Origin of the sequence: Pusillimonas sp. MFBS29 (genome assembly GCF_020687695.1) — a bacterium.
GTDB lineage: Bacteria > Pseudomonadota > Gammaproteobacteria > Burkholderiales > Burkholderiaceae_B > Pusillimonas_C.
In genome coordinates, this window is record NZ_JAJEWL010000007.1 from 1 (window position 1) to 13557 (window position 13557).

Sequence of the window (13557 nt, forward strand, 5' to 3'; positions counted from 1 at the left end):
ATTCAAATGTGCCCGCTCAAAGCAGTCCCGCTTGAATCGCCGTCACATTCGGGTAAACCCTGATGTGTTGGCTGCGAAAGAACAGAACTATAGCATAGCTTTTTTAACCCGTGCAACTGGAAAACCAAGCAAAACCCACTTTTAGCCAGGTTTTTTACGTCAACGAAAAGCAAGCTATTGAAATATAAATGAAATATATTTTTAACCAAATTGAAAATAGTTGGCGCGAGGGGTGTGAGACAGGTAGATCCAAGGGTAATTAGCGCGGGAACGGGCTAACTCGGGCTGGGAACGGGTCGTTAAATCCAAAAGCATTCTTATTGAATGCTTTGGATTCTGGCGGATACTCGGGTTTCTAAAGGCGCTGGGGTGTGCCGTGCCGGATTACGAGCCGATCGCTGCGGTCCCGGCTGGCTCAAACGGCTCTCCACCCGGCACGGCACACCCCAGCGCTTAGATACTCGAGTACCGGGGCGCCTGAATCGTGGGCTGACTCGATCCGTTACGGCTTCGCGTGGGGACGGCGCATCGGCCGCCATGTTTCGGCTTGGCCGGACACTGACGGCCGGCGCCTCGGCTTTTCGATCGCCCTGGCCAGGCAATACTCAAATGGCATTGACTGTAATAGATGCGAACCCTATCCAGACGCATCCCAAAAAACAGCCTTCCACCATTCGATATCTTAAAAAGCGGGGTGTCTCAGGGGCTGTGCAGGCGCCTCGCGCACGCCGATTCAGGGCGGGATGACGAGGATACAAGGTTGCCGCTGCTCGAGCCCGGCGTTTATGAACAGCCAGTGGCTGTTCATTCGGGCGAGTTCGGCAACCGCCTCGTCAGCCCGTCATGAATCGGGCATCCCTGGCGCAGCCAGGGACGTAGCGCGTGAAGCCGGAACGGCCCCTGAGACACCCCTCTTTCTTAAGAAACCGAAAAGGCTGTAAAAACGAAAAGGCTGTAAAAACGAAAAGGCTGTAAAAAAAGCAGAAAACGAAAGGGCTGCAATCAAGCAGCCGAAAAGGCTGTAAATAACAAAGCCGAATAGAGCAGAGAACTAGATATATAGAGAGACGGATAGACCATCTACTGCTCTACTACTATATATACAGCACATAGCCTATATAGACAGCTCTGTAGTTTCCTTTATACGCTGCAAAGTAAAACTGGACCTCATATCGATAACAGCCGGATGCTGCATCAATGTATCCATGGCAAAACGGGAGAACTGACTCAGATCCTCGACCTGCACACGCAAAAGATAATCCATATCACCCGACATCGCGTAGCACTCCACCACCTCGGGCCAATCCTGCACGTCACGTGCGAAATCCGATACCGGCGAATGACTGGCACGAAACACCTTGTTCAACCTGACTGTTATATAGGCCAGCAACTTCAGACCCACCTTGTCCGGGTTCACCAGCGCAACATAACGCTCTATATAGCCTTCGTCCTCCAGACGCCTGACCCGGCGCAGGCATGGGCTGGGCGACAGCGACACCCGATCGGCCAACTCCTGATTGCTCAGGCGTCCGTCACGCTGCAATTCCATCAGTATTTGCCTATCTGTCCTGTCCAGCTGATTTTGTGACATTTAACGCTCCATATTCTTTATATGAAGCAATTAAATTGCTTTAGATCAAGTTTAGCAAGTGCATTTCGCAATCACCTGCCCTGAATATTTGCTTAGAATTTTGGTTTGTCGCAACCTGTGTCAGGGCAGATAGCGGATTGCCGCTACCGCCACGTACACGCTTTGACGCACAGCAATCACATTAATGGAGACCCACCATGCACAACCCTAATGCCACCTGGGACAATCCCATGGGCACCGCCGGCTTTGAGTTCATCGAATACACAGCCCCCGATCCCGTTGCCCTGGGCAAAGTGTTCGAAACACTGGGGTTCAAGGCGATCGCACGCCATCGCAACAAGAACGTCACGCTTTATCGCCAGGGCGGCATCAACTTCCTGATCAATGCCGAGCCCGACTCATTCGCCCAGCGATTCGCACGTCTGCACGGCCCATCCATCTGTGCCATTGCCTTTCGCGTCGACGACGCTGCAAAAGCCTATAAGCGGGCGCTGGAACTGGGCGCCTGGGGTTTTGACTCAGGCAGCGGCCCCATGGAGCTGAACATTCCAGCCATCAAGGGTATAGGCGATTCGCTGATTTACCTGGTTGATCGTTGGCAAGGCAAGAACGGCCATGGTGGTATTGGCGATATCAGCATTTACGACGTAGATTTCGAACCCATACACACCGAGACGGCCGAAGCCGATCGTAACCACGCGGGCGCTGGTCTGATGCTGGTCGATCACCTGACGCATAACGTACACAAGGGCCGGATGGACGAATGGGCCGAATTCTACGAGCGTCTGTTCAACTTCCGCGAGATCCGCTATTTCGATATTGAAGGCAAGGTTACCGGCGTGAAATCCAAGGCGATGACCTCGCCCTGCGGAAACATTCGCATCCCCATCAACGAAGAAGGCACCGAGGCAAAAGGCCAGATACAAGAGTACCTGGATCTTTACCGCGGCGAAGGCATTCAGCATATCGCCCTGGCGACCAACGATATCTACACAACGGTCGAGCAGCTGCGCGCCGGCGGCCTTAAGTTTCTGGATACGCCCTCCACTTATTATGAGCTGCTGGACCGTCGTCTCCCCAATCACGGTGAAGACACTGTCCGCCTGGAGGCAAACCGGATATTGCTTGATGGCGCCGCAGAAGGCGGACTGCTATTGCAGATTTTCACCGAAAATCAGATTGGACCGATCTTCTTCGAGATCATTCAACGCAAGGGCAATGACGGGTTTGGTGAAGGGAACTTCAAGGCCTTGTTCGAATCGATAGAACTGGATCAAATGCGCCGTGGCGTTTTGAAAACAACTGAGTAGATCGGATAAGGCAGGCCACTGTCCTATTCCCGGCAAACCTATACAATTCTTTGGTTGAGTTTCTACGTTTCGTTTATTAACCAAGGACAAAAAATGCGGGCCTATGCACTTGCGCTGCTGCAGCGCTGCTGGCGGATGTTCGTTGCCGTCACCAAACTGATGCTGCCGGTTATGGTGGTCGTACAAATAGGCCAGCAGCTGGGACTGGTGGACCGGGTCGGCGAACTGATTGCACCGGCCATGGCTCTGCTGAACCTGCCGCCGGAAGCCGGTATCGTCTGGGCTGCCACGGTGTTCACAGGCATCTATGGCGGCATCGCATCGCTTGCAGGCCTGGCTGCATCCATCGAGATGAATGCAGCGCAAGTCAGCACACTGGGCGCCATGATGCTGTTCGCGCATGCCATTCCGGTTGAACAGGCCATCGTGCGCCGTGCCGGGGCCTCTTTCAATACCACGGCAGCACTGCGCCTGGGCACCGCCATCCTGTACGGCACCGCCGTATCCTGGTTCTGTCATCTGACTGGCACATTGAGCCAGCCCATGTCGTTTGAATGGCTGGGCGGTTCGTCCGTTATGTCGGGCACGGAAGGCTCGGGCTGGATGGCATGGGCACAATCAACGGCATTCTCCCTGGCCCTGACGTTTGCCGTGATCGTGGTTCTCGTCCTGTTGCTGGATATTCTCGACAAGCTGGGCATTACCCGCCGCATCACGACGGCCATGCTGCCGCTGCTGAAACTGTCGGGGCTGGACGCAAGGGTCGCGCCCGTGACTACTGTAGGAGTGCTGATGGGCCTGACTTACGGCGGCGCGCTCATCATCGAAGAAGCAAAAAAACAGAATTTTTCACGCAGGACCCGTTTCCTTGCGCTGTCGTGGATGTCGCTCTCACACGGCCTGATCGAAGATACCTTGCTGATAGTAGCCTTGGGTGCCGATATCTGGGTGGTATTGGTCGGCCGTGTACTGGTGACCCTGGTGATTATTGCGCTGCTGGCCCGGCTTACCAGGCCGGGCAGCAAGATTCGACGCGAAGCTCAACTGGCCAGCAACTGAGCATAACGCTTTCTGAACTTGGCCAGCTTGGGGGAAATAACCACCTGACAGTAGCCTTGCCCGGGGTTACGGGCATAGTAATTATGATGGTAACTTTCAGCAGGCCAGAAAGTTTGAGCCGGAAGAAGCCGGGTTACCACCGGCACACCAATTTCGGTTTGCACTTGCTCAATCATGTGCTGTGCGATTTCCCGCTGCGACTCTGACTGAAAGAAAATCGCCGATGCATATTGCGGCCCTATATCGCCGCCTTGCCGGTCCAGTGTGGTTGGATCATGGGTGGCAAAGAACACCTGCAGCAGCGTTTCGAAAGTGATGATATCGGGGTCGAACACCAGCCGTACAACTTCAATGTGCCCTGTAGCCTTGCCGCACACCTGCTCGTAGGTAGGTTGTTCGACGTGGCCGCCGCTATAGCCAGGCGCAACACTGATGACACCCCGCAACGAAAGAAACACCGACTCGGTGCACCAGAAGCACCCACCTCCAAAGACTGCCGTTTCCGTCATGACTATTCCTTGGTTTGAGTTTCAGGCCCTGTTTCGGCCAATGAAAGTATCCATGCTGCCAGCAGTTGTGCTTCAGCCTCGTTAACCTGCGGCTGTGCCGGCATAGGTACAGGCCCCCACCGCCCCCGGCCACCATTACGTATGGCCTGGGCAAGGTAATTCCGGGCACCTTCCTGGCCACCGGCAAAGCGTTCGGCGATTACAGTCATGGCCGGGCCCACCACTTTTTTATCTACCTGGTGACAAGACAGGCAATTCTTGGCCCTGGCCAGATCGACACCCACCATTTGCGCATTAGCGAGCGGCACCAGGCATACGCCCAGCAAACCTAACAACACTGACATACTTCTAGCAACCATGGACTACACCTGAATATCGTAGTTGAAAACCGGTATGTGCACTGCACCTCCGGTGAGTTATCGCGGTATTATCGGCGATATTCAATCAGGACACACCTTACATGCTTCAGTATCCCCAGATCGACCCCGTCGCATTGCAGATCGGGCCTGTTTCCATCCACTGGTACGGGCTCATGTACCTTCTCGGATTTGCGCAGGTATGGCTGCTGGGCCGCTGGCGCATCAAGCAAGGTAAAACGGACCTGTCTTTGCGCGATCTGGAAGACCTGATTTTCTATTGCGTAATGGGCGTTGTAGTGGGTGGCCGACTGGGTTATGCGTTGTTCTACAAACCATCGGAATACCTGGCCAACCCCCTGGAAATATTCTTTCTGTGGCAAGGCGGCATGTCGTTTCATGGCGGTTTGATCGGCGTTATCGTGGTCCTGCTTCTGTTCGCCCGCAAGCATCAAAAAAGCTTGCTCGAAGTGGGCGACTTCATTGCACCGCTCATCCCCCTGGGTCTGGCTGCTGGCCGGCTGGGTAACTTCATCAATGGCGAACTGTGGGGCCGCCCAAGCGATCTGCCGTGGGCCATGGTCTTTCCGCAAAGCGGCGATGGCCTGGCCAGACACCCCTCGCAGTTGTACGAAATGGGGCTTGAAGGCTTTGTGCTGTTTGCAGTCGTGTGGTGGTTTGCGCGCAAGCCTCGCGCTACCGGCCAGGTCAGCGCACTGTTCCTGATGGGCTACGGCACCTTCCGCTTCCTTGTGGAATTCACCCGTGAACCCGACCAATACCTGGGCTTGCTGACCGCCGGCCTGAGCATGGGTCAGTTGCTTTCACTGCCCATGATCCTGATTGGTGCGATTATTTTTGTTGTTGCTGGAAAAAAATCGACCCACTGATCGCCACGCTGACCATTTCCGTGCCGCCTTCCAGTGGCACGGAAGCCTTGTCGGCAGCCATGGCCATCATTCGCGGTGCCGATTCATAGCGTGCACCGGATCCACCCAGGTTGATTTCCTTGATGCTGTAGCTGGCAAAACCAAAGGCCTGCGTAAGCGCCTGCGCACGGTCACGGAACGCCTTCACCGCTTCTTCGAGCAGTGCAGCTTCCTTTTCAGCGCGGGCTTGCGGCGACACGAAAAAACGCAGGTTGTCTATGGGCATACGGTCGCTCAAGCTGGATGCAAGCTCGGATGCGGCGGGTAAATCTGTCGACTCCAGCAGTATCTCGGCACGGCCACGCCAGTTCGTGATCTTCCCGTCTTTGTTGTTCATGGGCCAGATACGGTAGTTACCGCTACTGATCTTGATGGCGGTTTTGCCTTGCGCCCCCGCCTTGGCCTGCTTCATCGTGTCTTCCAGTACTTTCGTCAGCGCATCTGCGACGGCCGTTTGCGTTGCATCGCTAAGTTCGGCCGCCAGCGTTATCTTCACGGTGTCTTGTGCAATTTCCGCATTGGCTTCAGCCTGCAACTGGGCTTGCGGCCACTTCTGGTGCACATGATGGTGCCCTGCGCGCTCGGGCGGCTGCGCCACGGCAGGCAGCGCGGCAACACCGGCACTCAGACCTAAAGCCATTGCTAACAGGCAATTACGTTTCTGCTTGGAAAGATACATATTGACGCCCCATAAAGGAAAAGCTCGTCCGGAGACGAGCTTTGGAAAATGGCCCCGCCTGTGCCGTCAAGGCCGGCATCCTGGAACCGGAGGTCCAAGGTGGTCGCCTTCAGTCAAGCTTCGGGTTCTTCGAGAGAAGATCGCTCCTACTTGTCAATCGAGCAACCTGATGCCAAAAGCATTGGTTCAAGGAATGTATGGCCATGTCTCGAACACTGCAGGGTTTAGCTATTTGAACACACATGCCGTGTATTCGGAAATCAAAAATCTTTAACTTTGTTCCTGAACGACCGGAACGACGACTTGATCGAGCAGCGCGTTCATGTCGTCCATCCTGCGCTTGAAATCACCCACGGCAACATTGCCTAGCGGCCCGTCAGGTGCGCGCATGGATAGCAGTTCTCCGGCAATCTGTATGGCTGCCATAACAGCTATGCGCTCGTTACTTGAAACCTTGCCTGACCCCTTGACGCCCAGCATGCGCTGATCGACGTGGCGGACCGCCGCCAGCAAGGTTTCCTTTTCGGCGGGCTGGCATGCCAGTGAATAATCGCGCCCCAAGATAGATACGTCTACGCGTTCCATAGCCATTTACTCCTGAGGCGCGCCAGGCAGGCGCACCAAAATTGAATCGATCTGTTCCCTGGCCTTGTCGGCCACCAGACGCAGATGAGAAGTGTCGGCCTGGCTGGCAGCAAGCCGCTGCCGGTATGCTTCGGATTCGGCCTTGCATTGAGCGAGCTCGGTCTGCTGACGGGATTGCTCGGCCTGGGCTTCGGCCTGCAGCGCCTTAAGCTGTGTATCGTGCGTGCTCATGCTTGCAGACAAGTCGGAATACTCAGCTTCGCGGCGCTGAAGCTGCTCGCGCATGGCATCGCGCTCTTGTTCGAGACTTTTCACGCGTGCTTGCATGGCAGCGCGTTCGTTCTGCAGTTGGCGGGTGAACTGCACCAGTTGCCCGATACGGGCGGCGAGAGAATCAAGATCTTGCAACATGGGCGTTATCGTAAACCATCGCGACAGAAAGTGAATAGGAAAAATTTAACCGCCATCATAACCTTTCATGGCTCTTTCCAAATCCTTTCAACCTTCTTTCAAACTGAGCCGAGTAGCTGGTCCAGTCGGCTCACATTATGAAAAAATTATGAATATTGGGGGTAAACCCTAAATAACTGAGGGCAAACCGGGGTTTTCAGGGTTCCGACCGTCTATTACCATGCCTCACCTTTCGGTATTTACTGACCGTCTTTGCATCATCGGCGCCCGCGCCATCCCCAGGGATGACTGGAACGCTTTTAACATTTGTTTTACTGCTGTCAGGGAGATTAGTTCAACATGCAGCTCAGAAATAAAGAGGACTTCTGGTCCGGAATCATGTTCCTTGCCATAGGCACGGGATTCGCCCTAGGGGCCACCAGCTATTCAATGGGCACCGCTGCCCGAATGGGCCCGGGCTATTTCCCTTTCTGGCTGGGCGTATTGCTGGCCCTGTTGGGTGCAATCGTTGCCCTGGGCGCCCTGTCACCCAAAGCAGAAGAAACGGAAATCGGAAAATTCGACTGGAAGATCGCTGCCATCGTCGTCGGTTCCGTCGCCCTTGCCGGCGTCCTGCTAAGCTCTCTGGGCATCTACTTGACCGTGTTCCTGCTGGTCGTAGGCAGCAGCTTCGCCAGTCACGAGTTCAGCTGGACAGTCTCCATTATTACCGGCTTGTTTTTGGTTTTGTTTGTATGGCTTGCGTTTATCAAGGGATTAGGACTGATCTTCCCCTTGTGGCCCAGCTTTCTAGGCATGTAAGGAGAGCCGGAACATGGAATTAATCGAACACTTGATGCTGGGCTTCTCGGTAGCCCTGACAATGGAAAACCTGGCGTACTGTCTGCTGGGTTGTATTCTGGGAACACTGATTGGCGTTCTGCCGGGCGTTGGCCCGGTGCCCACCATCGCCATGCTGTTGCCCATTACGTATGTCTTGCCACCCGTTGCCGGCCTCATCATGCTGGCAGGTATTTATTACGGCGCTGCTTACGGCGGTTCCACCACTGCCATTCTGGTTGCCCTGCCGGGTGAAACATCGGCGGTCGTGACCGTACTCGATGGTCACCAGATGGCTCGTAATGGTCGGGCAGGTGCTGCGCTGGCCATTGCCGCCCTGGGCTCGTTCTTTGCCGGTTGTGTGGCCACACTGGTGATTGCCGGCTTTGCACCTCCTCTGGCTGAGGTCGCATTCAAGTTCGGCCCGGCCGAGTATTTCTCGCTGATGGTACTGGGCCTTATCGGTGCTGTGGTGCTGGCATCGGGCTCGCTGCCCAAAGCCATCTGCATGATCTTGCTGGGCTTGTTGCTGGGTATGGTCGGCACTGACGTCAACTCGGGTGTTGCCCGCTACGACTTCGGCATCCCCGAACTGCAAGACGGCATCGACTTCGCAGCGGTCGCCATGGGTGTTTTCGGTTTTGCCGAAATCATGAGCAACCTGGAACTGAAAGACCAACGCGTCGATCTGACCAGCAAGGTCGGTAGCCTTTATCCGAACAAGCAGGAATTCAAGGAAGCCTGGCCCGCATGCGTACGCGGTACCGCACTGGGCTGCTCACTGGGTATTCTGCCAGGCGGCGGCGCTGTGCTGTCTTCGTTTGCTTCCTACACACTGGAAAAGAAACTCTCGAAAACCCCCGAGCGCTTCGGCAAAGGCCATCCTGCAGGTCTGGCCGGCCCCGAATCGGCCAACAACGCCGGCTCGCAGGCTTCGTTCATTCCTCTGCTGACCCTGGGTATTCCTGGCAACGCGGTTACGGCACTGATGATCGGCGCCATGACCATCCACAACATTCAGCCTGGTCCTCAGGTCATGACCAGCCACCCCGATCTGTTCTGGGGCCTGATCGTGTCCATGTGGATAGGCAACCTGATGCTGGTCGTTCTGAACCTGCCGCTGGTGGGTTTGTGGGTCAAGCTGCTGAACGTACCCTACCGCATACTTTTCCCTGCCATCCTGGTGTTCTGCACCATCGGTGTCTACACGCTGAACTACAACGTGTTCGACATCTGGATGACTGCCGCCTTCGGCCTGCTGGGTTACATCTGGGCCAAGCTCAAATGTGAAGGTGCACCGTTGCTGCTCGGCCTGGTCCTGGGGCCAATGATGGAAGAGAACTTCCGGCGCGCGCTGCTGCTGGCACGCGGTGACTACACCACGTTCGTAACGCGCCCACTGTCCATGTCCCTGCTGATTGCAGCCGCGATACTGGTCGTACTGGTGGCACTGCCCTCAGTCAAGAAACGTCGCGAGGAAGCATTCGTGGACGAAGGCTAAAGCCTTAACGAAACAAGGTTTTCATCGAACCTCAACCCGCCGGTGCACATTGCGCATCCGGCGGGTTTTTTATTTGTTAATCTTATGGCTGGAGCAAACACACATAAACCTAATCCGGAGAACAACGATATGCCATCGATCAACGACAGATCCTACGAAACCCAGCCAGCTGCCAAGGTTGCATTCCTGGGCCTGGGTGTCATGGGCTTTCCCATGGCGGGACACCTGTCCAAAGCCGGTCACAGTGTCACGGTCTATAACAGAACCTTCGAGAAAGCCCAGGCATGGACCGAGGAGTTCGGCGGCAAGGCAGCACCTACTCCCAGGGAAGCGGCTCAAGGTGCCGACATCGTGTTTTGCTGCGTAGGTAACGATGATGATCTGCGCAGCGTCATACTTGGCGAAAACGGCGCGCTGGCGGGCATGGCATCGGGCGCTATCCTGGTTGATCACACCACCGCCTCGGCCGAAGTCGCACGTGAGCTGCACGAGAAAGCCGCAGCACTGGGCGTAGGCTTTGTTGATGCCCCCGTTTCAGGCGGCCAGGCCGGTGCAGTGAACGGCATGCTGACCGTCATGTGCGGCGGCGAGCAGGCACACTTCGACGCGATACAACCCTTGGCATTTCATTTCGCCCAGGCAGTCACCCTGCTGGGCGCACCGGGTGCCGGGCAGCTGTGCAAGATGGTCAATCAGATCTGCATCGCCGGCCTGGTACAAGGGCTATCTGAAGCCATAGCTTTCGGACAGGCTGCCGAACTCGACATGCAACAGGTACTGGGCGTGATCAGCAAGGGTGCTGCGCAAAGCTGGCAGATGGAGAACCGCGGAAAAACCATGATCGAAGACAAGTTCGACTTCGGTTTTGCCGTTGACTGGATGCGCAAGGATCTTGGCCTGGTGCTGTCGGAAGCCAAGCGCAATGGCGCACGCGTGCCTGTCACGGCACTGGTCGACCAGTTCTATGCCGATGTGCAGCAAATGGGCGGCAATCGTTGGGATACATCCAGCCTGATCAAGCGACTGCGCGGTTGATCACTCACCTTGCGGGCGATACAGGGGCAGTTTCAGCAAAGCGCGCAAACCTGTCCCCCCGTCTGCCGACGGGTCGCCATCTTCCAGCACGATAGTGCCATGATTGCGCTCGGCGTAAGCCAGCGCAATCGCCAGCCCCAGACCCGATCCACTGTTGGGACTCTTGTGCCCCTGTCCTCCGCGATCAAAGCGCCCGAATACCGTCTCGCGCAGGGAAGGGTCGAGCCCTACTCCACTGTCACTGACACTGACCCAGGCTTGCTCTCCATCGGCCCCGGTTGAAACGGTGATCGTGCAGCCCTCGCCGGCGTGGTTGATGGCGTTATGCACGAGGTTGGCGACTGCCTCGTGGATTTCAGCCTCACTACCCAGCACCAGCACCCGCCCGTCAGGCGTACCCGTTTCCAGGTCGCGACAATCAATCCAGCCCAGGTCCTGATGCTTCTCGCGTGCGAGTGTCAGGTACTGCAGCACGATATCGCGGGTCAGCGTGTTCAGGTCGACACGGCCTTGCGGCGCTATCTCGCTACCGCTGGCATGGGCCAGCGACAGCAGCTGTTCGGTCAGACGGGACGCCTGCCCCAATTGCTGAACGATGGCACCCAGGGTCTCCCGCGTGCGGGCAATATCAGGCTCGCGCTTGGCATATTGGGCCTGCGTACGCATGATCGCCAGCGGCGTACGCAACTGATGGGAAGCGTCGGCCAGGAACTGGGCCTGCTTTCCCAGTACCTGACGGTACAGGCCGATATGGTGATTGACCGCCCTGACCATCGGTACAACCTCGTGTGGCACCTTGTTCTGATCCAGGGGCAGCAGGTTATCGATATCACGCGCCTTGATCTCGCGCCGCAGCTCATTCAACGGGCGCAGGGCCCAGGCCACACTGAACCAGACCAGCAGCACCACCAGTATCAGCATGCGCGCGTCGCGAAACAAACCCTGGCGCCACGCTTCCTGCTGGGTACGCATGCGCACATCAACGCTTTCACCCACCAGCACGACGATTTGCCGGCGACTGCCTTCGTAGTATAGATCGCGCCACAGAGCGACCATACGGACCTCGTCATTGCGATACATACCGGTATAGAACACAGGCATGCCTTCGCTCTCGGCAAACGCCTTGGGTCTGGGCAGGCCCTGCATGCCCAGCAGAGTCTCCCCCTCTATGGCATTGCCCGGCATACCCGACAAGGGCTGTTCGACGGCACTGACATCTTCTACCCGGAAGTACTTGCGATCGCCCGCGCGTGATTCCAGCATGACTTGCGCATAAAACGGAGGGTCTATGCGCAACGAGCCATCAGGATTGAACGCCACGCTGGTTTCCAACACCTTGGCCGGATCAAGCAAGGCGCTGTCGTATACCGCGCTGGTGACGGCCCTCAGGGCGTAGTAGTCATTCCAGCTGTCGAACACCATCAGCCCTACCGTACCCGGAATCAGGAGCGACAGCAGCCAGAAGCGTATGCTGCCCGGCGGTTTCCGGCTGAACAAGGCCATGAGTCAGGCGTCTTCTTCTATGCTTTCAAGCATATAGCCCAGGCCACGCACAGTCACGATGTGTACGTCGCTGCCGGCCAGCTTTTTGCGCAGGCGATGCAGGACTACCTCGATGGCGTCCAGGCTGGCGTCGCTGTCATGCTCGAAAACACGATTGAAAAGCTGGCTTTTTTCCACGGGCATGCCGCTGCGGGTAATCAATACCGACAAGGCGGCCTGTTCCCGGGGCGTAAGATGCAGAATGGCGCCACCCAGGCCGAAAGCACGGCTCTCGCTGTCGTAAACCAGCGAACCACACTGCATGCACGGAGCCTGTCGCCCCCGGCTACGCCGCACCAGGGCCGAAAGCCTGGCCTCGAGCTCTTCAAGCGCAAAGGGCTTGGTCAGGAAATCATCGGCACCGAGATTCAGCCCCCGGACACGATCCTGGAGTGCGCCTTGGGCGGTCAGAATCAGAACGGGGGTAACATCGCCACGGTTGCGCATTTCGCGCAACAGCACCAGACCGTGCTTGTCTGGCAGGCGCAAATCCATGATGACGGCGTCGTATTCCGATGCGGTCAGCAAGGCCTCGGCGGTGCGGGCATCGGGTGCGTGCTCGGGCAAAAATCCGCTTTGCGCCAGTGCCCTTTCGAGCCAGGCCGCCATTTCGCGCTCATCTTCAACCAGTAATACGCGCATGGCTGCTCTTGTTGTCTGTACTGATGGCCGAGCGCTGATTCTGCCCGCGCTGCCGTAGATAGCGCGTTTCCTGCCCGCGCTTGAACAATATGGCCGCCAGTTCATTCAAGGCAAGCGTGTAGACCTCGCGCTTGAACTCAATAACCGCTTCCAAGGGAACCCAATAGTGGCTCCAGCGCCAGGCATCGAACTCGGGACTGCTGGTCGCCCGCAAGCTGACGTCGGAGTCACGCCCGACCATACGCAACAAAAACCAGATCTGTTTTTGCCCCTTATAGTGGCTACGCGAATCACGCCGAACAAAATTGCTCGGTACGTTGTAGCGCAGCCAATCGCGCGTCCGTCCTAAGATACGAACATGTTCGGGCCGCAAGCCCACCTCTTCGTGAAGCTCGCGATACATGGCTTGCACGGGACTTTCCCCGTACTTGATGCCCCCTTGCGGGAATTGCCATGCGTGTTCACGAATACGTTTACCCCAGAAAACCTCATTTTTTTGATTTACGAGGATAATGCCGACATTAGGACGGTAGCCTTCTCGGTCTAACATAGGCCACCTCAAAGCGAATTCAATACAATTACCGTTGAT

15 protein-coding genes and 1 other RNA gene are annotated in these 13557 nt (G+C 56.5%); 6 read left to right on the top strand and 10 right to left on the bottom strand.

Translation table 11 applies throughout. The features are described from left to right. Positions 1-1114: 1114 nt before the first annotated feature. The gene (locus LKR43_RS11020; protein WP_227684117.1) at positions 1115-1591 is read right to left on the bottom strand and encodes an Lrp/AsnC family transcriptional regulator; all 477 of its coding nucleotides are present in this window, start codon (positions 1589-1591) and stop codon (positions 1115-1117) included. A 197-nt stretch (positions 1592-1788) separates the two neighbouring features. On the opposite strand from LKR43_RS11020, the gene hppD reads away from it, so the two are divergent. Both hppD and LKR43_RS11030 read left to right on the top strand, forming a co-directional pair. Then, complete coding sequence (hppD, locus tag LKR43_RS11025; RefSeq protein WP_227684118.1) at positions 1789-2901, top strand: 4-hydroxyphenylpyruvate dioxygenase; 1113 nt, start codon at positions 1789-1791, stop codon at positions 2899-2901. A gap of 93 nt (positions 2902-2994) precedes the next feature. Beyond that, the gene (locus tag LKR43_RS11030) at positions 2995-3960 is read left to right on the top strand and encodes a nucleoside recognition domain-containing protein (RefSeq protein ID WP_227684119.1); all 966 of its coding nucleotides are present in this window, start codon (positions 2995-2997) and stop codon (positions 3958-3960) included. On the opposite strand, the gene msrA is transcribed toward LKR43_RS11030, so the two are convergent. Continuing rightward, complete coding sequence (gene msrA, locus LKR43_RS11035) at positions 3942-4469, bottom strand: peptide-methionine (S)-S-oxide reductase MsrA (RefSeq protein WP_227684120.1); 528 nt, start codon at positions 4467-4469, stop codon at positions 3942-3944. The genes LKR43_RS11030 and msrA overlap by 19 nt on opposite strands. A 2-nt stretch (positions 4470-4471) precedes the next feature. Next, positions 4472-4828, bottom strand: a complete 357-nt coding sequence (locus LKR43_RS11040) for a c-type cytochrome (RefSeq protein ID WP_370632100.1) — start codon at positions 4826-4828, stop codon at positions 4472-4474. Between the two features lie 101 nt (positions 4829-4929). Here LKR43_RS11040 and lgt point away from each other — a divergent pair, with 101 nt between their 5' ends. After that, complete coding sequence (lgt, locus tag LKR43_RS11045; RefSeq protein ID WP_227684121.1) at positions 4930-5715, top strand: prolipoprotein diacylglyceryl transferase; 786 nt, start codon at positions 4930-4932, stop codon at positions 5713-5715. On the opposite strand, the gene LKR43_RS11050 is transcribed toward lgt, so the two are convergent. The 4 genes from LKR43_RS11050 to LKR43_RS11065 form a co-directional block, all read right to left on the bottom strand. Beyond that, complete coding sequence (locus tag LKR43_RS11050; RefSeq protein ID WP_227684122.1) at positions 5678-6394, bottom strand: SIMPL domain-containing protein; 717 nt, start codon at positions 6392-6394, stop codon at positions 5678-5680. The two genes, lgt and LKR43_RS11050, sit on opposite strands and share 38 nt — an antisense overlap. Before the next feature lie 86 nt (positions 6395-6480). Beyond that, a non-coding RNA gene (gene ssrS, locus LKR43_RS11055) (6S RNA) lies at positions 6481-6660 on the bottom strand. A 43-nt stretch (positions 6661-6703) separates the two neighbouring features. Continuing rightward, positions 6704-7018: a cell division protein ZapA gene (locus LKR43_RS11060; protein WP_227684353.1), complete on the bottom strand. Its 315-nt coding sequence runs from the start codon at positions 7016-7018 to the stop codon at positions 6704-6706. A gap of 6 nt (positions 7019-7024) precedes the next feature. Further along, positions 7025-7429, bottom strand: a complete 405-nt coding sequence (locus tag LKR43_RS11065; RefSeq protein WP_227684123.1) for a hypothetical protein — start codon at positions 7427-7429, stop codon at positions 7025-7027. 339 nt (positions 7430-7768) lie between these two features. Here LKR43_RS11065 and LKR43_RS11070 point away from each other — a divergent pair, with 339 nt between their 5' ends. The 3 genes from LKR43_RS11070 (at position 7769) to LKR43_RS11080 (ending at position 10784) form a co-directional block, all read left to right on the top strand. Continuing rightward, positions 7769-8230 carry a tripartite tricarboxylate transporter TctB family protein gene (locus tag LKR43_RS11070; RefSeq protein ID WP_227684124.1) on the top strand — a complete coding sequence of 154 codons (462 nt, stop codon included), beginning with the start codon at positions 7769-7771 and terminating at the stop codon, positions 8228-8230. Positions 8231-8243: 13 nt separating this feature from the next. After that, positions 8244-9749, top strand: coding sequence for a tripartite tricarboxylate transporter permease (locus LKR43_RS11075; RefSeq protein ID WP_227684125.1), 1506 nt, complete (start codon positions 8244-8246; stop codon positions 9747-9749). Between the two features lie 129 nt (positions 9750-9878). After that, positions 9879-10784 carry an NAD(P)-dependent oxidoreductase gene (locus LKR43_RS11080; RefSeq protein ID WP_227684126.1) on the top strand — a complete coding sequence of 302 codons (906 nt, stop codon included), beginning with the start codon at positions 9879-9881 and terminating at the stop codon, positions 10782-10784. Here LKR43_RS11080 and LKR43_RS11085 read toward each other — a convergent pair whose 3' ends face one another. Genes LKR43_RS11085 through LKR43_RS11095 form a run of 3 tightly spaced genes read right to left on the bottom strand, consistent with a single transcriptional unit; the run spans position 10785 to position 13518 of the window. Next, positions 10785-12287 carry a sensor histidine kinase gene (locus LKR43_RS11085; protein WP_227684127.1) on the bottom strand — a complete coding sequence of 501 codons (1503 nt, stop codon included), beginning with the start codon at positions 12285-12287 and terminating at the stop codon, positions 10785-10787. A 3-nt stretch (positions 12288-12290) separates the two neighbouring features. Beyond that, positions 12291-12968: a response regulator gene (locus tag LKR43_RS11090; RefSeq protein WP_227684128.1), complete on the bottom strand. Its 678-nt coding sequence runs from the start codon at positions 12966-12968 to the stop codon at positions 12291-12293. Next, positions 12949-13518, bottom strand: a complete 570-nt coding sequence (locus LKR43_RS11095; RefSeq protein WP_227684129.1) for an RNA pyrophosphohydrolase — start codon at positions 13516-13518, stop codon at positions 12949-12951. The genes LKR43_RS11090 and LKR43_RS11095 overlap by 20 nt, the downstream gene beginning before the upstream one ends. Positions 13519-13557: the final 39 nt, after the last annotated feature.